17 protein-coding genes and 2 pseudogenes are annotated in these 18,236 nt (G+C 43.2%); 10 read left to right on the plus strand and 9 right to left on the minus strand.

The genetic code is table 11. From position 1 onward, the window contains the following. The 6 genes and pseudogenes from L2W36_RS24645 to L2W36_RS27580 all read left to right on the plus strand — a co-directional run. Positions 1 to 92: pseudogene (locus tag L2W36_RS24645) on the plus strand (DUF1456 family protein); the annotation flags it as partial. 627 nt (positions 93 to 719) lie between these two features. Next, positions 720 to 1,571 carry a hypothetical protein gene (locus L2W36_RS24650; RefSeq protein ID WP_198559036.1) on the plus strand — a complete coding sequence of 284 codons (852 nt, stop codon included), beginning with the start codon at positions 720 to 722 and terminating at the stop codon, positions 1,569 to 1,571. Then, on the plus strand, positions 1,568 to 2,011 hold the full coding sequence (locus L2W36_RS24655; protein ID WP_198559037.1) for a hypothetical protein: 444 nt from the start codon (positions 1,568 to 1,570) through the stop codon (positions 2,009 to 2,011). The genes L2W36_RS24650 and L2W36_RS24655 overlap by 4 nt, the downstream gene beginning before the upstream one ends. A gap of 126 nt (positions 2,012 to 2,137) precedes the next feature. Further along, a complete protein-coding gene (locus L2W36_RS24660; RefSeq protein WP_236111832.1) occupies positions 2,138 to 2,389 on the plus strand; it encodes an SMI1/KNR4 family protein in 252 nt (83 codons plus the stop codon). Then, complete coding sequence (locus L2W36_RS24665) at positions 2,308 to 2,496, plus strand: SMI1/KNR4 family protein (protein ID WP_236111859.1); 189 nt, start codon at positions 2,308 to 2,310, stop codon at positions 2,494 to 2,496. Before L2W36_RS24660 ends, L2W36_RS24665 begins: the two co-directional genes overlap by 82 nt. An 18-nt stretch (positions 2,497 to 2,514) precedes the next feature. Then, positions 2,515 to 2,598, plus strand: a pseudogene (locus L2W36_RS27580) (IS200/IS605 family transposase); the annotation flags it as partial. Positions 2,599 to 2,821: 223 nt separating this feature from the next. Here the strand turns inward: L2W36_RS27580 and xylB are convergent. Genes xylB through xylF form a run of 4 tightly spaced genes read right to left on the minus strand, consistent with a single transcriptional unit; the run spans position 2,822 to position 8,034 of the window. After that, complete coding sequence (gene xylB, locus L2W36_RS24670; RefSeq protein WP_236111833.1) at positions 2,822 to 4,273, minus strand: xylulokinase; 1,452 nt, start codon at positions 4,271 to 4,273, stop codon at positions 2,822 to 2,824. 15 nt (positions 4,274 to 4,288) lie between these two features. Continuing rightward, positions 4,289 to 5,461: a sugar ABC transporter permease gene (locus L2W36_RS24675; RefSeq protein ID WP_423250104.1), complete on the minus strand. Its 1,173-nt coding sequence runs from the start codon at positions 5,459 to 5,461 to the stop codon at positions 4,289 to 4,291. Further along, positions 5,461 to 6,984: a xylose ABC transporter ATP-binding protein gene (locus tag L2W36_RS24680; RefSeq protein ID WP_236111834.1), complete on the minus strand. Its 1,524-nt coding sequence runs from the start codon at positions 6,982 to 6,984 to the stop codon at positions 5,461 to 5,463. Before L2W36_RS24680 ends, L2W36_RS24675 begins: the two co-directional genes overlap by 1 nt. Positions 6,985 to 7,041: 57 nt before the next feature. After that, positions 7,042 to 8,034, minus strand: a complete 993-nt coding sequence (gene xylF, locus L2W36_RS24685) for a D-xylose ABC transporter substrate-binding protein (RefSeq protein WP_236111835.1) — start codon at positions 8,032 to 8,034, stop codon at positions 7,042 to 7,044. 367 nt (positions 8,035 to 8,401) lie between these two features. Between xylF and xylA the strand changes: the two genes are divergently transcribed. The 3 genes from xylA to L2W36_RS24700 all read left to right on the plus strand — a co-directional run bounded on the left by xylA (position 8,402) and on the right by L2W36_RS24700 (position 12,229). Beyond that, entirely contained in the window at positions 8,402 to 9,721 is a 1,320-nt protein-coding gene (xylA, locus tag L2W36_RS24690; RefSeq protein WP_198559042.1) for a xylose isomerase, read from the plus strand. 152 nt (positions 9,722 to 9,873) lie between these two features. After that, positions 9,874 to 11,049, plus strand: coding sequence for a XylR family transcriptional regulator (locus L2W36_RS24695; protein WP_198559043.1), 1,176 nt, complete (start codon positions 9,874 to 9,876; stop codon positions 11,047 to 11,049). A 580-nt stretch (positions 11,050 to 11,629) separates the two neighbouring features. After that, the gene (locus tag L2W36_RS24700; protein WP_236111836.1) at positions 11,630 to 12,229 is read left to right on the plus strand and encodes a hypothetical protein; all 600 of its coding nucleotides are present in this window, start codon (positions 11,630 to 11,632) and stop codon (positions 12,227 to 12,229) included. 120 nt (positions 12,230 to 12,349) lie between these two features. Here L2W36_RS24700 and L2W36_RS24705 read toward each other — a convergent pair whose 3' ends face one another. Both L2W36_RS24705 and L2W36_RS24710 read right to left on the minus strand, forming a co-directional pair. Next, a complete protein-coding gene (locus L2W36_RS24705) occupies positions 12,350 to 14,521 on the minus strand; it encodes an immunoglobulin-like domain-containing protein (RefSeq protein WP_236111837.1) in 2,172 nt (723 codons plus the stop codon). Between the two features lie 333 nt (positions 14,522 to 14,854). Next, entirely contained in the window at positions 14,855 to 15,337 is a 483-nt protein-coding gene (locus tag L2W36_RS24710; RefSeq protein WP_031494763.1) for an Lrp/AsnC family transcriptional regulator, read from the minus strand. Positions 15,338 to 15,456: 119 nt separating this feature from the next. Between L2W36_RS24710 and L2W36_RS24715 the strand changes: the two genes are divergently transcribed. Next, positions 15,457 to 16,056 carry a LysE family translocator gene (locus tag L2W36_RS24715; protein WP_062462227.1) on the plus strand — a complete coding sequence of 200 codons (600 nt, stop codon included), beginning with the start codon at positions 15,457 to 15,459 and terminating at the stop codon, positions 16,054 to 16,056. A gap of 64 nt (positions 16,057 to 16,120) precedes the next feature. Here the strand turns inward: L2W36_RS24715 and L2W36_RS24720 are convergent, their stop codons facing one another. From L2W36_RS24720 to L2W36_RS24730, 3 genes are read right to left on the minus strand one after another with little or no spacing between them, the layout of a single operon-like run. Further along, positions 16,121 to 16,951 carry a hypothetical protein gene (locus tag L2W36_RS24720; RefSeq protein ID WP_062462224.1) on the minus strand — a complete coding sequence of 277 codons (831 nt, stop codon included), beginning with the start codon at positions 16,949 to 16,951 and terminating at the stop codon, positions 16,121 to 16,123. Further along, positions 16,951 to 17,808, minus strand: coding sequence for an ABC transporter ATP-binding protein (locus tag L2W36_RS24725; protein ID WP_236111838.1), 858 nt, complete (start codon positions 17,806 to 17,808; stop codon positions 16,951 to 16,953). The genes L2W36_RS24720 and L2W36_RS24725 overlap by 1 nt, the downstream gene beginning before the upstream one ends. Then, positions 17,805 to 18,176 (minus strand): GntR family transcriptional regulator, encoded by a 372-nt coding sequence (locus L2W36_RS24730; protein WP_236111839.1) that lies wholly within the window; start codon positions 18,174 to 18,176, stop codon positions 17,805 to 17,807. The genes L2W36_RS24725 and L2W36_RS24730 overlap by 4 nt, the downstream gene beginning before the upstream one ends. Positions 18,177 to 18,236: the final 60 nt, after the last annotated feature.

Genomic DNA, 18,236 nt, shown 5'->3' on the forward strand with positions numbered 1-18,236 from the left:
ACTACAAACAGTGTGAAGACCAACTGCTGTGCGACTTCTTAAATGGTGTGCAGTTTACCAATCGTCCCGATTCTGAAGAGTTTACTGGGTAATTTTTATTTCGAATCGAACATAGTAATTGACTCAAAAAGCGAGAACCATTTCATTTTGGCTACTCGCTTTTATCATGTTAAGGAACAATACTAGAGCTTCACAATCACGTCTACTCTTTGTCTTTCTTCAGTAGATACCTATCAAACCAAGCTGAAATCTGGTCAGCTTTTAGAATCAAGACACACACCGCCCCCTATGACCCTACCAAGATAACCCCAAGCTAAAGCCTTAAGCCAGTTAGGGGCCTCTATTCTGTTCAAGCTATTCCAGACATCTTGTAGTGATTCACTAAAACTGGCCACGTATATAGAGTTTTTCCATACTTTTGGTCATGCGAGCAGGGTCACGACTGACGACATTGGTAACACGAATTTGCCCCAAACCTTCTCAGAACCTGCAAACGGAACACCTGATCAGTACACCAATAGACCAAGTTAATCTAATCCGTACTTTTATCTCTCGTACGGAATTTTTCCGTATTTCAATCCCACAACTAGATGCCGATTCACATAACAGGTTGATACTAGTTGAGTTTCATAATAAATGGCAGCAACATAGACGGAATGCAAAGACGGAAAAAGTCCGTTTATAAAGCGTTAACCGTCAAGGGATAATTTCGGTGTATTATGAGTAGTAAAACGAACACATTCGAGTTGTTTAGGTATCAAATTCTTCCAGTAGACCGATACTTTCAAGGTGACTTCTTTAACGGAGTTCATAATGTTGAAGAATTAATCAAACATAAAAACAAGTTTTTTGCTGAAGCTTTGCAAGGTCAATCGGACTTTTCAAATAAACGGCATAAGACTGTGGTCAAGCAGCTACTTCATCACGGTGATTTTTACTTGTATCGAATTGCCCACAATAAGACTCTTCATAGAGAAACCCGTGACTTCAAAGATGAAACCATTGATAGTTGGCCGTCTATTCTCGTCGCGATCTGGAACCATCCTGATAAGCAGTACATAGCTGTTCAAAAAAGAACAACCGCATTTGCAAAATGTGAAACCGTAGCGAAACTCATACTAGAAAAAATAGAGCCGCAGTTAACTCATTTTCAACTTCGAGCGATATACGAACCATTATTTGAAAAGCAACAATTTTGGACTTTATTGCGAAAATATCGTGGCAAAGTAAAGTCAGTTGATTTTGAAATAATAACTCCAAATATGGCAAATATCTCTGGGACATTACCCGATGATCTTAAGTTGTTTGCCAAATGTACAAACTCGACAAGAAATAATTTAAAAATTGAATCTGAGCCTGACTCAGCACTGCATCTTGAAGAGGATAACTCTGCGTTGAGAGGTTTGGTTGACTATAGTAGTGAGGGGGGAGGTAATATTTCACTTAAAATTGATGGCATTAAGAAACATCATCAGACTTCCCGCACAGTCAAGGAAATAACGTTAGGCGAAATGGAATTAACGGGTAATGCAGAACAAATCGCCCAAGTTTTAAAAGAGTTGCTCAAATGATAGGACACGTTGTAAAAACCACATTCATTGCCTTGGGAGTTGGCTTCATTACTGAGCTGACAAATTCATGGCTTGGGTCTGAGTTTTTACATGCGTTTTTAGCACAAAACCTAGTTACGATACTCATTGCTTTGCTAGCAATTAACGCTACTACGATGGGCATTGTTTTGACTAAAGTGCGTGAAATGGTTGATTCTAAAGGTAGTGCTGGTTGTTTCAAACGTACACGCGACCAAATGTTACTTTCAATAAAAGAACAAATAGCACTGGTCGTCACAGCAATCAGCATACTTAGTATTAAAGGCTCAGAGCACATTATTGCTATAGATAATGCTGAACTACTTCTAAATGTTGCCATTATTGGTGTTTTTGTATATTCACTTATGGTTCTTTACGACACTGCAAAGAGTGTTCTTATCATCATCGACTTTGACGGTTAACAAAGCCTTTAATTCTGATTCGCAAACGCGTGCCGAACTAGATGAAGCTCAAACATGGCACACGTTCACTCACAGCTTAAGACGGCGTTAGTTGTACTTGTTTGCGTTGTGAAAACGGATAGGTTTATGTTTAAAACAATTACAGATGCCCAGCTAGATGAAGCTCAAGAAATCCTAGGTTTTGAATTTCCAGATGAATACACAGAGTTCATTAAATCTGGTTATGACCCAGGCGATGCGCCTATTGAAGCGTTAGACATATTGGATCCTCCCAGCTATGCGAACATTTTCGAGACATTAAAAATGCTCGCGAGTATTACGATTTACCAGAGGAACTATTACCCATATGCGAAGATAACTCTGACTATTACTGTTTAAACCTCAGCGGTGAAGTAGTGTTTTGGTCACACAACGGAGTAACAGGTGAGAAATGGGCAAATGTAGCAGATTGGCGAGCGCAAGTGACCGCGGAGTCTGAGGAGTAAACGTAAAACTAAAGGCCTAATGTTGGTGGCTATCTGAAAGGAAAAATCGCTACCTCGATAGCTAAGAAGTTCCGATGTAGGCAGCGAAATTTTATAGGTGAGCGCTGTGACCAATTAAAACTTGAAACCTATCGCCTTGAACGCTCAATGAAGCTATTTGAAGACGTCACCTAGTAATATCCAGCTCTGCCGTTGGTCATTTAACTTGTCACGTTCGTCATCTCTAAACAAAAAAAGCGACTTTACTCGAAAGCCGCCATAAACTCGTAATATACCTCGTGCTTAAAACGGGGGGCGTCAGCACAACAAGAGCAAAACATTCCAGTTAGAACAGAGCTTTCAACCTCTCATAGAGTTGACGATAAGTATCGCGTTTGACCGACAACGCTTTGGTTCTTTCCGCTTGAGGCTGATGCACCGCCACTAATTCAGGTACTGGACAAACGTCCGAAATCGTCGCGCCATGTTCAGTTCCAAGGCGTGCCAGTCTAGCAGCACCCAATGCAGGGCCGACTTCTCCGCCAGAGCGATAAACAAGCTTCATGTCAAAAATATCCGTCAGCATCTGACGCCAATATGCACTTCGAGCGCCTCCGCCAATTAGTGAAACTTCTTCTGGAGTTAATCCGGTTTGATGTAGTGCATCTAAGCCATCGGCAAGCGCAAAACCTACGCCTTCCAGCACCGCTTGGGCAATATCAGCCTTTGAGGTTTCGTGCGTCATTCCAAAAAAGACACCTTTCGCTTTAGGGTCGTTATGTGGCGTGCGTTCACCAGAAAGATGAGGCAAGAAGATAACTTTTGACTCTGGATTCGCATTAACTTCTACGTCATTGAGCATGGTCCCTACATCGGGTTGTCCTGTCAGTTTTGCTACCCAATCTAAGCACGATGCAGCACTTAAGATTACCGACATAGTGTGCCAAGTTTTCGGCAAAGCATGACAGAAGCTATGCAATGCAGAGTCAGGGTTAGCTAAGAAGCCATCACTCACCGCAAAGTAGACGCCAGAAGTGCCAAGAGACAACATCGCCTGTTTTGGTTCAGTGATCCCCACCCCAACAGCACCTGCCGCATTATCACCCGCACCTGCTACTATAGGAACACATTTCATACCCCATCGTTTTGCAAATTCAGCTATCAGGTTACCCGTCACTTCACTGCCTTCATAAAGTGTTGGCATCTGCTCTCGATTTAAACCTGTGGCGTGCAACAGTTCATCATTCCAGCTTCGAGTTGCGACATCTAGCCACAAAGTACCTGCCGAGTCCGACATATCCGACGCGAAATCACCAGACAACTTGTAGCGCAAATAATCTTTAGGCAACAGAACCTTGGCAATTTTGGCGAACACATCAGGTTCATGATTCTGTACCCACTTCACCTTTGGCGCAGTGAATCCGGGCATCATGATATTGCCTGTTATCTCGCGCGAATTTGGAACAAGTTTTTCAAGTTGTTCGCACTCCGCAAAACAGCGGCCGTCATTCCATAAAATTGCTGGGCGAAGCACTTCGCCTTGACCATCAAGCAGAGTGGCACCATGCATTTGCCCTGATAAACCGATGGCCTCAACTTTGGATAAATCAACTTGTTCACTCAGCTTATCCATCGCATCACATGTTGCATCCCACCAGCGATTCGGCTCTTGTTCAGACCACAACTCATAAGGGCGTGAAACCGTCAAGGGTTGAGTTTGAGATGCAAGGATTTTATCGTGGCAGTCTAGGAGGATGACCTTTACTCCAGACGTCCCTAAATCAATACCAATGTACATACGTTCTCTACCTCTCTAACGTTTCTGCTTAGTAGCGCTATCCATCCACACCGCAAGCAATAGAATCGAACCCTTCACTATGTACTGCCAGAACGTGGGTACATCCATCATACTCATACCGTTATCTAACGATGCCATAATGAATGCACCAATCACTGCGCCAATAACAGTACCAACGCCACCGGCCAAGCTCGCACCGCCAATAACACACGCAGCAATCGCATCTAGTTCAGCGATATTACCCGCCGAAGGAGAGCCTGCACCTAAACGTGAACTGAGGATTAGAGCAGCTACCGCGACCAAGAATCCGTTCATTGCAAAGACAGCTAGTTTAGTTTTCTCTACATCAATACCAGATAAGCGTGATGCATCAATGTTACCACCAATCGCATAGATACGGCGTCCAAAACGGGTTTTCAAACCAATGAACGACCCTACAACAAGGAAAGCAGTCAGTAATAAAACAGGTGTAGGCACGCCACGATAATCGTTTAGCAGCAGAATGATGCTCAATACTGCAATACCCAAAATGGTATTCTTCATTAAAGAAATTTGTGTGGCAGGAACTGGTAAATCGTACTTGACTCGCTGAGTGTTGCGTTTTTTCTGCCAACCAAAGTATATCGCCAAACAGCCGACACCCATCGCCAAGCTAACCATATTAGGTAAATAGCTTTGACCAATAATCGACATCGCATCAGAAGTTGGTGCAACCGTAGTACCATCAGTAATACCTATTAAGATTCCTCTAAAAGCCAACATACCGGCGAGCGTTACGATAAACGAAGGAACTTTACGATAGGCAACCCACCAACCACTCCATGTGCCAAGCAGCAAGCCAGCAGCAAGGGTAAAGATGATTGTCACGACCAAGGGCAACCCTAGCCAAACATCGAGAATCGCCGCAACACCTCCAAGTAAACCCATCATAGAGCCAACGGAGAGATCAATTTCACCGCTGATGATGACAAAAACCATACCGATAGCAAGAATACCCGTGATGGCAGTTTGACGGAAAAGGTTGGAGATATTTCGTGGAGTGAGGTAACTCCAATCAGTCATCACACTGAAAAAAAGCATAATAATCAGTATTGCCGCAGCCATAACCAGCAACTGCACGTTCATCTGCTTGAGTTGATGAACTAACCCACCCTCTGGTTTTTTATTGAGTAATGTTGAATGTTCCATCATGCTACCTCTCCTTCAGATAAAGCGCAGTCCAAAATAATTTCTTGTGTAAGATTCTCGTTAACTAAGTCGCCTTTGACTTCCCCTTCATGCATCACTAATACGCGATCACTGATGCCAAGCACTTCAGGAAGCTCAGAGGAAACCATAATGATGCTGATGCCTTGTTTTACTAGGCTAAACATCAACTTGTAGATTTCATACTTGGCACCGACGTCAATGCCACGTGTTGGCTCGTCAAGAATAAGTACTGTCGGTTTAACCATGAGAAAACGTGCAAGAATTGCTTTTTGCTGATTTCCTCCAGAAAGGTTTTTAATTGCTAATTCAGCATTCGGCGTTTTAACAGTAAGGCGTTTAATCGAATCCTCAATTGCATTCGCTTCTAGCGTGTCATTGATCACGCCTTGACGAGTGAAGGTATCGATCGCTGATAGAGATATATTGGCTCCCACGCCCATGATTGGCACAATACCGTTACGTTTCCTATCTTCAGGTACCATTGCGATACCACAGCTCAAGGCATCTCTGCTATTTGAAATAAGTAGTTGTTCGCCATGCAGAAAATACTCACCTTGATATTTTCCCTGATAGCACCCATACAGGCATTCCATCAACTCTGTACGGCCTGCGCCAACCAGTCCAGAAACACCTAGTATCTCGCCTTTTCGCAATTTAAAGCTGGCGTCTCTAACTTTAGGGATAGATGAGTTAGATTTATCCCATGCGTTTACCTTTTTAACCTCCAGAACAACTTCACCAATATCATGCTCTTCTCTAGGAAAAAGTTGTTTCATTTCTCGACCAACCATCATAGTTATGATGTCATCCGTGGACATTTCTGACGCAAGACGAGTGCCAATATGCTGTCCATCACGAATCACACAGATATGATCAGAGATCTCCTTAACTTCCCCCAATTTATGAGAGATATAAATACAGGCCACACCACTAGATCTAAGCTCTTTGACCAGCGAGAGAAGAATCTCTGTTTCTGATTCCGTTAGCGGGGCCGTTGGTTCATCCAATACAAGTAGTTGTGCATCTTTGGACAACGCCTTCGCTATCTCTACCAATTGCTGTTGACCAACGCCGAGATCACCAACGATCGTTTCTGGTGAAACATCTAATCGTACTTTTTTAAGTAGTTTCTTCGCTTCCAAATGCATCAATTCATAGTCCATGATGCCGTGGGTACATAACTCAGAGCCTAAAAAGAGGTTCTCTAATATACTGAGCTCTTTAACCAGCGTGAGCTCTTGGTGAATAATCGCAATACCTAGCGACTCTGTATCAGAGATTTTGGTCGGCTTGATTGATTGACCTTTATAGATGATTTCACCTTCGTAATCACCATGAGGATAAATACCGCAAAGAACCTTCATCAGCGTCGATTTTCCGGAACCATTTTCTCCACAAAGAGACAGCACTTCGCCCTCTTCTAGATGAATACTCACACCGTCCAACGCCTTCACTGCACCGAATCTCTTAACGATGCTGCGCATTTCCAGTAGTATGGACATAGTCACTCCTCAGTTGAGCTGGCACTGGCAAGACCGCCTCGCCAGCACCTGTTCAAATTAACGGTAAACTTCTTGTTCAGAATGGAATTTGTCAGCAATAACCGTAGTTTTCAGATTGGTTCTAGTCACTGCAACTGGCTCTAGTAGCCAAGAAGGAACATCTTTCACACCGTTGTTAAGGCTGGCATTACTCGCAGGTGTTTTCTGTTGTCCTAGTTCGACTGCAATTTCTGCGGCCCGTGTTGCTAACGCGGTAATTGGCTTGTAGACCGTCATTGTCTGAGTACCATCAACAATTCGGCGAACAGCTGCTAAATCAGCATCTTGACCAGAGATAAGAACTTTACCAGCTAGACCTTGAGCATCTAACGCTTGAATTGCACCGCCTGCGGTAGCGTCATTTGACGCGACTACTACGTCAATGTCATTGTGGTTAGCAGTCAATGCGTTTTCCATAATTTTTAGTGCGTTTTCAGCTAGCCATGAATCTACCCACTGGTCACCCACAACTTCTACGGCACCAGAGTCAATTTTTGGTTGAAGAATGTTCATCTGTCCCTGACGGAATAGCTTGGCATTGTTGTCGGTTGGGGCACCGCCCATTAGGAAGTATTTACCGCTAGGTTTTGCGTCAACTAGAGATTGAGCCTGCATTTCGCCTACTTTTTCATTATCAAATGACAAGTAGAAGTCGATGTCCGCATTGCTGATTAATCGGTCATAAGCCAAAACATTAATGCCATCACGCTTTGCTTCCTTAATAACGTTTGAAAGAACTTCACCGTTAGTCGGAATAATCACTAATACATCAACACCACGTGAGATCATATTCTCAATCTGCGAGATTTGAGTTTGCTCATTACCATTCGCAGACTGAACGTACACTTTAGCGCCCAATGACTCTGCCTTATCCACAAATATGTCACGGTCTTTTTGCCAACGCTCTAGGCGTAAATCATCAATTACCATCCCAACTTTAATATCCTTTGCAAAAGTTGGTCCGCTAAGTGCTATTAGAGCAGTACATAGAAGTGTTATTAATTTTTTCATTTCACTATCCTTTGTATCACGTTCATGTAGGGTTAGTTGCTTAATTCACAACTTGAGAAAAACTATACAATAAGAATCCAAGCCTTTCTTTTGACAGATTTAATAACGTATTTATGTTTTTTCATTAACTATTATTTTTGTGACCCAGGCAGCCTTAAAACAATCAAATTACATGAAGATAAAATAAAAACAACATAATAATCATACACTTAAGATATTTTCAAAATATGGCCAGATAATAGTTTGAGATCTAACTCACACAAACAAAATAGATAAAAACCATTACAAAAAATCGTAATTGAACCAATAAAACAAAACATAAAGAATGAAATGGAAAGCTTAAATACATTCATTGGGAGTTATCTTTATGACACAGTACTTCAAAGGTATAGAAAACATTAAGTATGAGGGAAGCGCTTCTGATAACCCTCTTTCATTTAAATATTATGATGCAGACAAAATGGTGCTCGGCAAATCAATGAAAGAGCACCTAAGATTTGCCGCTTGTTATTGGCATAACTTCTGTTGGCCAGGTTCAGATGTATTTGGTTCCGGCACCTATGATCGTCAATGGATGAAAGGTGGCGACCCGATGGAAATGGCAAGAATGAAAGCAGACGCTGCATTTGAATTTTTCACTAAATTAGGCGTGCCTTATTACTGTTTCCACGACGCAGATGTTTCACCAGAGGGTCGTAATATTAAAGAGTACGTCAATAATTTCGCTGAAATGATTGACTACTTGGAAAAGAAACAGCAAGAAACAGGTATGAAGCTATTGTGGAGCACCGCAAATGCCTTCTCAAACCCAAGATATATGGCTGGTGCAGCGACCAACCCTGATCCAAAAGTATTTGCTTACGCGGCAACTCAGATCTTCAACGCAATGGGCGCAGCAAAACGTTTAGGTGCTGAGAACTACGTATTGTGGGGCGGACGCGAGGGCTATGAAACGCTACTCAATACTGACTTGCGCCAAGAGCGTGAACAGCTAGGCCGAATGATGCAGATGGTTGTTGAACACAAACATAAAATTGGATTCAACGGTACAATCTTAATTGAGCCAAAACCACAAGAGCCAACTAAGCATCAGTACGACTACGACACTGCAACTGTCTATGGTTTCCTTAAACAGTTTGGTCTTGAAAAAGAGGTCAAAGTTAATATTGAGGCCAACCACGCAACGTTGGCTGGGCATAGCTTCCAACACGAAGTAGCTACGGCGACGTCACTAGGGCTGTTTGGCTCTATTGATGCAAACCGAGGCGACCCTCAACTAGGGTGGGATACAGACCAGTTCCCTTCAAGTGTCGAAGAGAATACGTTAATCATGTACGAGATCCTTAAAGCGGGTGGATTCACGACCGGCGGATTGAACTTCGATGCGAAGTTGCGTCGTCCATCTATAGATTCAGTCGATCTGTTCCACGGCCACATAGGTGGTATGGATACGATGGCGCTTTCACTTACCCGTGCAGCAAGAATGATCGAGAACGACAAACTGTCACAAAACATTGCTCAACGTTATGCTGGCTGGAACGACGGATTGGGTAGAAAAATCCTCGCTGGTGATATGAGCCTTGAAGCAGTAGCAAACTTCGCGCTAGATAACGACATTGAACCCACAGTCGAGTCTGGCCGCCAGGAGTACCTTGAAAACATCGTCAACCGAGTAATTTTCGAATAATTCTCGCCACTACCTCACAGTAGAGCCCACCTTTGTGAGCTCTACTATTGTGAAGCCCATCCCAACCATTTTCTTTAACTGAGTTTCGAGTCAAAGTCATCACTCTCTATAAATTATACAATTAGTTGAAATTCAATCGGTTTATCTAAGATATGGACAAACGTTTTCGAATAACACTCCTGTTTAATGCGAATAAAGTTTATGACCGCCAAGTAATAGAAGGCGTGGGTGAATACCTCCAAGCTTCCCAGTGCGAATGGGATATTTTTCTGGAAGAGGACTTTATCACCCACCTAGAGCACTTTGACGAGTGGGAAGGAGATGGCATTATTGCCGACTTTGATAACCCTGAGATCGCTGAAAGGTTAGCTTCTGTTGATGTTCCTATCGTTGCGGTTGGAGGTTCATATCAAGATCAAACTAAATACCCCGATATCCCCTACATTGCCACAGACAACTACGCACTGGTCGAGCTTGCTTTTCAACACCTAAAAGACAAGGGACTCGAAAACTTCGCTTTTTATGGCATTCCATCAAACTCATGGAAATGCTGGGCTAAAGAGCGTGAAATGGCGTTCACTTCGATTGCCCAAAAGGCGGGTTATCAAGGGGCTGTTTTCCACGGAGCTGAAACCTCCTCCAAAACTTGGCAATATGATATGAACCGCCTAGCTGACTGGCTTCAAATGCTTCCGACTCCAGTGGGAATTATTGCGGTTACAGACTCTAGGGCCAGACACATACTACAAATTTGTGAACAACTAGGGCTAATGGTACCTGACAAGGTGTCCGTCATCGGAATTGATAACGAAGAGCTGGCAAGGTATCTCACCCGTGTATCCCTCAGCTCCGTTGGGCAGGGTTGTAAAGAAATGGGATATCGAGCAGCTAAACTTCTTCATAAAATGCTCGATGGAGAAAAGAGCTATTCAAGCAACCTAGCCAGACAACTAATCCCTCCAACACGAGTTTATGAGCGTCAAAGTAGCGATTTCAAAGCACTCAAAGACCCTTATGTTATCCAAGCAATGCATTACATTAGGCACAATGCATGTAAAGGCATCAAGGTTGATCAAGTATTGACGTATGTCGGCATTTCTCGCTCAAATATGGAAAATCGCTTTAAACTCGAACGTGGTCACTCCATTCACCAAGAGCTCCACAACGCCAAATTGAACAGAGCTTGCCAACTGCTGATTTCAACCTCGCTTCCCATTGCCGAGATATCCGAGCTATGTGGTTACCCATCACTTCAATATATGTACTCGGTGTTCAAGAAGAACCTTAACCAGACGCCGAAAGATTATCGCAGCGATGAGGTGAACTGAATTGACAGCTGAACTATTTGCTTAACTTATAGGCATCCACTCCATTAAAACGGTCAAACAGCTGTTCTTGAACGTCTTCGTTAGGGCTAACTCCCTCATAACTGGAAGTAATTCGATAACGTTTTTACCTGGTTGAATAGAAGGATGAACCAGTAAAATTGGATAATTTATTAAGCGATATTCTTATCTAAAAAGTTATCTGCTTGGCAATAATTTAAGTGATTACTCTAAGTAACTTCTGTCCAAAAGCTTCTTAGAAATTGCTCACAAAGTTCATTGTCAGGCGACAATTCTCTGAAATACCCGAAATAATAGTGGGAAAAGTAAGACCCGATCCCATTGATTCTTGTTAAAGCACTGCCAGTACATGTGACCAGAGCTTAGTGCTCTCGGCCTTTCATAGCAACATTTTGAGTAACTTTTTCTGACCATACTTCGTTAACGCCCTATAGATTGTTCGTTGTGGAAATTATTCTATAAAACGCAACGCGATATGAATGTTGTGCCATACTAACTCTCAAACGCACTATCGAAGTATGAGCTGTCATTTTCACTACTAGTTATTTAAAGAGGTCATACCATGTTTCCATCACCTTTATTATTATCTCGACAGTTATTACAGCAGTCTAAAAACCTAGTTACACCAACTCAACTGTGTAATGCTTTAGCCGTTATCGACAAAACCTCTACCGCTCTCATGCCGGTGAAAAACTATAAGCTTAATATTCCAGTCTGCGTGTTTCCTAGGAATATCTTTGAGCAGTATGTGAAATCCAACAGGACACTCGGAAGAAAAGACGGTGTTTTCTGGGTTACAGACCGCAGTACATTTGATAGCTTTGGCATAGGCCTGTCACACCTAAGAATAGAGCGCTTATTGGGTATGGACCCAGGTTACTACCCAAGGGACCAAGACTTAGTTATGGTCGTCATCGATAAAGCCGAAGAGGATGACTTTCGATTACCAAGTGGTAGTGAAGGTGGTGCGAATGATAACTGGCGAGAAGGTGGCTATGCAGGTTGGCCACATGCTGGTATGTCGACTCCAGAGAGGGTTGCTAGTTCGAGAAACAGTACGCTAGCCGAAATTAGCTCCGCTATGATGTTAGTGCAAGGGCAAGAAAATCCACTCGATGTATCATGTTCAATTGATGACGTATTCAGCCGCTTTCAAAAATAGTGCTGTTTAGTCTACGAATCACGTAAAAGAACACATTTCCGAGCAAAGCTTACTCTCCTCCAACAAAAAAGCCCCTTTGATATTCAGAGAGGCTTATCTTTGGAACTCAGAAGTTAATTATTAGAGTTTGTCCCAAGCGTCTGACCAATGCACCGTTTCACCCGGTGCATACGATGGGTTTGAGCACCAACCTGTATAAGGCCATGGTTTACATTGGTATAAGCCGCCATCAGAGCCAGCGACGATATCCCCTTCGGTATAGGTCGCGTTAGGATCGTAAGCCGGATGCTCTCCCGGAGGAGGTGTCACTGATTCATCCACCACTTTAAATCCATGAGTCGCTACTTCCGAGTTGCCGTCACCGTCTGTCGCAGTGGCTCTGAATACAAAGTTACCAGCTTCAATAGCTGACAATGTCACGGTTAACGTCGCTTCATCATTCACCTGCTGGGTTTGCTCGTATATCTTAGCGCTAGAGCTATCTTCAACTGTAACGGCAACAGAAGCAGACTCACTGGTATTTATGACTGGGTTTAAAGTAACGCTACCACCAGTCAAAGTGTACTGAGAGCTCAATCCATCGATAGTGAGGTCAAAACCCGGCGCTGGCGTTCCGCAACCATTATCATCCACTTTTCGCCATACTCCCCACTCTCCAGTAGTGCCTGGTTCATCACCACGAGTCCACCATTCAGCACGCCACGTTGAGCCGTTATGAGAAACGAGATCTCCTTTAGAGTATGTAGCGCTAACATCCCATGCGTTTGCACAAGAACTGCCATCAGCGACCGTTACCACACGATTTGCCGTAGTGGTTTGATTAGCACTGTCTGTTACTCGGTAAACTAAGTCGTATTTACCTAGTTTGTTTACATCCACGCTGCCTTCTACACGCACTTGAGAGGTTAAGTCACCATCTTCTGCGTCAATGGCTTTTACCCCTTGCATTGGATCAAAGCTATCGCCCAATTTGATGGTGACGTCGGCGACGCCTTCAAACTCTGGAGCTAAACTGTACACTTCCACATTACGGCTCTGTTTGGTCTCGTTACTATCACTATCTGTCACACTATAAATCAATACATAAGTACCGATGGTGTTAGTGTCGACCGAGCCTTCAACAGAAATGCTATTGGTTAAGTCTCCATCTTCTTTGTCTTTTGCGGTCACGCCTGCATAAGGGTCGAACGCATTACCATGACGCACACGAACATCAGATACTCCACTAAATACGGGCTTACCTTCACTAGGTGGTGGCGGTGTCTGACCATGTACAAACGCACCGTAGTCGTTAATAAACTGTTCACCGTAAGCCTGACCTGAAGCGTTGGTGCCCATGTCCCAGTTTACTGACCATGTCATCACACCTCTCAGCGCCTGACCTTGAGCCTTTAGTTGGTTAAACGCGTTATAGAGGTCTTGAGGATCTTGGACAAAACCAGTCGCCGCAGCGTCAATATTGGCAGGAATACCAAATACTAATTTATCGTGCGGAATCTTGTGGAAACCTCGTGTTCCGTTAGCAAGAGAATCCGAGATGTAATAAATAAATTCTTGTTTCAAAGCGTCGTTGTTCTGAGCAATCCAACCAACGCCATCCACCCATATACCATCCCCACCTTGGTTATAAAACTGTGGGTTTATCCAATCGTAGTAGCCTTCTAGTCCGGTGATATACGGAACATATTTGCCACCTTCCGTTAAGTAAGGAAATTCAGGGGCCATCGTGATTAGGAAGTTCTTACCTTGCTGCTGGTAGTGCTCTTTTACTATACGTAGCGCAGCAGGAATGACAGTTTGGTTGTCTGAAGCGGTTACCGCCGACTGTTCTAAGTCGATGTCCAAACCATCAAAACCGAACTTGTCAGTCAGTCGAATGATCTCTTGTGCGAATGCTTGTTCATCACCTGTCTTTAATTCGACATGAGCATCAGCACCACCTAACGCGATCAACACTGCTCGATTTTGCTGATTAAGCTTCTCAATTTGTGCGATAAATTCCGGTTCAGAAAGGCCAATAGCAGGGTCTAGTTTAAAAGTGGGAATACGGCCTTCGCTGGTGTTAAATACCTTCATAAATGAAACGTTGACAACGTTGTACATAGGATCAACATCATCCAACGTAATACAAGGCGAATTACCACCTTTATAGCCAGCGCCATCACACCAGTTATGCCAATAACCAACTACAACACCAGCTTCCGGGTTCACCATCTCATTCGCTGATGCTGCACTCGCAATACTGCCTAAACCTAGAGCCACAGCAAGATAGAGCGTTTTTTGCTTCATCATATTACCTCTTATTTATTCAATTTCATTACGGGATTCACTCAGCATTTAGATACAGCAACGCATTGAGTTCCGTAAGAATTATATGATTGAAGTAAGAAATTAATCACATGATATACAGATACTTTTTGTATAGATTTTCGATATCGTGATCTTAATTCACGATGAAAAATCAATTAGTGAATAATTCTAGACCAAGGTAATTAAATGAGGCATATAGGCGAAATTTGCTTATATTTTTATCAAAGAGTAGGAAATTTCACCAAGCAACCTATTGATAGTTTTCTCTAGAAATTAAGTGACAGTGGTCAACGTTTGAGCTGAAATTGCTCGTGTTCAGCCAATCGGTAAGTGGGAGGTACTCTTTATTTCTTTTATCGACATATTCGACTGTAGCGCCGTGACACCTTTGACACGTCGCAACTCGCTAAGCCTGTCGTAGTATTGCTCAAGGCTTTGGGCAACTATTTGGACAATGTAATCGGCGCTGCCAGCAATGCAGCTACACATAACCACCCACTCTACCAAACCCACAAATTCTTCAAACGGTTCTGTACTTTCAACATCGTGATTACCTAGCGTTACCAATGTAAAGCCTGACACTTGTAGGTTGAGTTTCTGTCGATTGAGAACCGTTGTGTAGTTGTCGATATAACCCGCTTCTTCAAGTCGTTTCCAACGCCTCCAACATGGCGTTTCACTCAAATTCACTCGTTCAGCAAGTTTATTATTACTAATTCGACCTTCACGTTGAATGATCCTCAGTATGGCAATATCTATATCATCCAACTCATATGTAGCGCTTTCTTTCTTATTCATAGTTAATTTGGAAATTTCCTGCTCAATATGAGTTCGATATTAACGTAAATGGCAATTCTATTTCTAGTGGTTTCGATAAGCTAAATAGTGACTGCAACATTACACTATCAGGGGATTTTATGAGTGCACAATTGCTCTTTGCGTTTATCGTTTTTTCATTTTCTATATCGATAGCACCTGGCGCTGGTAATATCGCGCTACTTAGTTTGTCGAGTCGGTATGGCTTTGTTGCTGTGTTACCTTTTATCGCAGGCAGTGCTTTAGGCGTCTCGATTATTCTTGTTGGCTCAAGTCTCGGACTGACTAACCTTTTGAACTCCGAACCAATGTTATACACAGCGCTAAAAGTACTAGGGACCTGTTACCTACTTTATCTCGCTTGGTCGATTTCAACCCTCAAACTGAGCGATAGTGAGACGGACAAACAAACTGGCTTTTTCAGTGGTACGCTGGTTCAAATTCTGAACCCCAAGGCTTGGGTTGCGTCTTTAACTCTACTGACGCAGTTTCTGCCTGGTCAAAACAGAGTTCTATCGGATGACGCGGTGATTATGGCTATTTTCATTGCAATTGGAGTGTCGTCTATGTGCATTTGGGCATACTGTGGTTCAGCACTCAATAAGCTACTGACATCGCCTAAATACTTCTTGTGGGTCAACCGCGGCCTTGGAGCAAGCTTAGGAGTTGTTGCCATTGTGATGGCTGGACAATCTATTTAACCTCAATACAAAACAGCCGTCCCTTGTTCAAGCAGGAGACGGCTGTCAGTTAGAGTGATATCGATTAGCTAACGGTTTTACTAAACCTCAAACTCAATGTCCAAGCAGCGAACCCGATAATTGCGTACACACTAACATTCATCCAACCGGCGGCTGGAATCGCACTCAACGGATTTGGTGCCAAGATCGCATGTAATGGCAGATAGAAAATGTCCGAAAAGAACTGGTCGACACCGTAAAATCCAAACATGGCTATCGGCATCCATCGCAGTACATAGATTGCAATAAGCATAATCAATAATGGAGAGTTTACTTTTTGCGATATTGCCATAGCGCTAAGGGCCAATGGGAGCAAGAGTACACCGGCTATCACCATTCTCAAGTAGAAGCCTACCCAACTAAACATAACTGCTAGTAAAGAAGACTGTTTATGTAACAATGCCAATTGATGATCGGTTGAAGTATTGAGCAACCACAACAGAAAATCGGCAAAAAACACCAATATTGAACACACCAGTGGAATCACTAGCAATCCAAAAGCTAACTTAACTAGGTGCGTTTTCACATCACTGACTGGCATACTACGCCAAAACATAATGCTGCCTTCAGTACGTTCTTTACGCAGTGTTCGTGGAAAATACTGAGTACCCAGCAGTATTGATAAAAGCCCCGCACCACCTGCAATCAGCATGTTGACGTCGTTAGCCATTTCTTTATGGATGTCACTCACGTCACCACTAAAGTTCATGTGAAAGAACATATTGTGCTGCAAGGTCGAACTGCTCATTAAGCTAATAAACAAAAGTAAACCACAAGCAAATAGGAATAACGGAACTCGCGTTACAAGCGGGTTCTCTATCCACTCTTTACGTAGCATTGCCATAATAGAACGCATTACACCGCCTCCTTTTGCAAAGCCAAAAATAAGTCTGCCAATTTCACGCCGTATACCGCCCCTAGCGTTTCTGCCTGTTCTGAATAGTGTGAGTGCAGCAACCACTTGGTGCTGCCCAGTCCTTTCTGAGAAGAGAGCGGCTTCATCGCTTCAATTTCAGCGCGATATTCATCGCTAGCATCCAGAATGAAGTAATCTTCGCTGATGGCTTCCATTGAGCTTTGTAGCACTGTACGCCCTTGTTTAAGAATCAACACATCGGTAAGTAGATGCTCGATTTCACTCACCTCGTGGCTGGCGATAATTAGTACTCGATCACCATCATGGAACCACTCTAGAAGGTGGCGGTAGAAAGTATCTCGATAAACCAAGTCGAGTCCTAATGTTGGTTCATCTAAAATCAGTATTTGGGTATTGGTCGCAATGACTACCGCTAGGTGCAATTGCACTTTCATACCTTTAGACAAAGCTTTGATTCGAGCACGTGGTTTGATGTCAGTTTGGCGCAGTAGTTCATCCGCTTTACTGCGGTCAAACCCTGTGTGCACCCCTTCGGTGTAATCCAATAACTGCGCCACGGTCATCCACCCAGGAAGCACATTAACATCCGAAATGTACGACAAGCTTTGCATGATCTTGTCACGCTGAGTTATCGGTTCGAATCCATTGATACGGATGGTTCCGTTGTAATCGTGTGCGCCGAGTAAGGCGTTAATGAGTGTCGATTTACCTGCACCGTTGTGTCCAAGCAAACCTAGTACCTGACCAGCCTGTAACTCAAAACTGATATCGTGCAAGCCTTCACCTTGCTTACTATATTGCTTGGATGCATTTTGCACACTGACTAAAGCGCTCATTGGTCACCTTTAATATGGGGTTTAATTTGCTGGACAAACTCGTCTAATGACATATCCAGACGCTGCAAAGTTACAGCAATTTGAGGGATTTGCTGTTCAAGAAAACGGGCTTTTTCATCAGCCAGTAATTTGTTTTTAGCCCCTATCGCCACAAACATGCCTTGGCCACGCTTCTTTGCTACTAGCCCTTCATCTACCAACAACTGATAACCTTTCATTACCGTTAAATGGTTAATCTTCATGTCTGCAGAGACATTACGAACTGACGGTAACGGCTCGCCTTCTTGCCATATACCTTGGAGTATTTGTTGAGTAATTTGATCAGCCAACTGACGGAAAATCGGTTGACGATCATGCCAATGCGTCATTAGCGCCCCTTGACTGAAATGGTGTTATATATATGTATAACACCTAAGCTAACAGATTGG

It is taken from the genome of Vibrio sp. McD22-P3, from assembly GCF_021568915.1.
GTDB classification, from domain to species: Bacteria; Pseudomonadota; Gammaproteobacteria; order Enterobacterales; family Vibrionaceae; genus Vibrio; species Vibrio mediterranei.

Coding starts and splice junctions, on each gene's coding strand:
- L2W36_RS24710 (WP_031494763.1), bottom strand. CDS start 15,337: ATGAATAAGAAAGAAAGCGCTACATATGAGTTGGATGATATAGATATT.
- L2W36_RS24650 (WP_198559036.1), top strand. CDS start 720: ATGAGTAGTAAAACGAACACATTCGAGTTGTTTAGGTATCAAATTCTT.
- L2W36_RS24680 (WP_236111834.1), bottom strand. CDS start 6,984: ATGTCCATACTACTGGAAATGCGCAGCATCGTTAAGAGATTCGGTGCA.
- L2W36_RS24655 (WP_198559037.1), top strand. CDS start 1,568: ATGATAGGACACGTTGTAAAAACCACATTCATTGCCTTGGGAGTTGGC.
- L2W36_RS24715 (WP_062462227.1), top strand. CDS start 15,457: ATGAGTGCACAATTGCTCTTTGCGTTTATCGTTTTTTCATTTTCTATA.
- L2W36_RS24720 (WP_062462224.1), bottom strand. CDS start 16,951: ATGCGTTCTATTATGGCAATGCTACGTAAAGAGTGGATAGAGAACCCG.
- L2W36_RS24705 (WP_236111837.1), bottom strand. CDS start 14,521: ATGATGAAGCAAAAAACGCTCTATCTTGCTGTGGCTCTAGGTTTAGGC.
- xylF (WP_236111835.1), bottom strand. CDS start 8,034: ATGAAAAAATTAATAACACTTCTATGTACTGCTCTAATAGCACTTAGC.
- xylA (WP_198559042.1), top strand. CDS start 8,402: ATGACACAGTACTTCAAAGGTATAGAAAACATTAAGTATGAGGGAAGC.
- xylB (WP_236111833.1), bottom strand. CDS start 4,273: ATGTACATTGGTATTGATTTAGGGACGTCTGGAGTAAAGGTCATCCTC.
- L2W36_RS24675 (WP_423250104.1), bottom strand. CDS start 5,461: ATGGAACATTCAACATTACTCAATAAAAAACCAGAGGGTGGGTTAGTT.
- L2W36_RS24660 (WP_236111832.1), top strand. CDS start 2,138: ATGTTTAAAACAATTACAGATGCCCAGCTAGATGAAGCTCAAGAAATC.
- L2W36_RS24725 (WP_236111838.1), bottom strand. CDS start 17,808: ATGAGCGCTTTAGTCAGTGTGCAAAATGCATCCAAGCAATATAGTAAG.
- L2W36_RS24700 (WP_236111836.1), top strand. CDS start 11,630: ATGTTTCCATCACCTTTATTATTATCTCGACAGTTATTACAGCAGTCT.
- L2W36_RS24695 (WP_198559043.1), top strand. CDS start 9,874: ATGGACAAACGTTTTCGAATAACACTCCTGTTTAATGCGAATAAAGTT.
- L2W36_RS24730 (WP_236111839.1), bottom strand. CDS start 18,176: ATGACGCATTGGCATGATCGTCAACCGATTTTCCGTCAGTTGGCTGAT.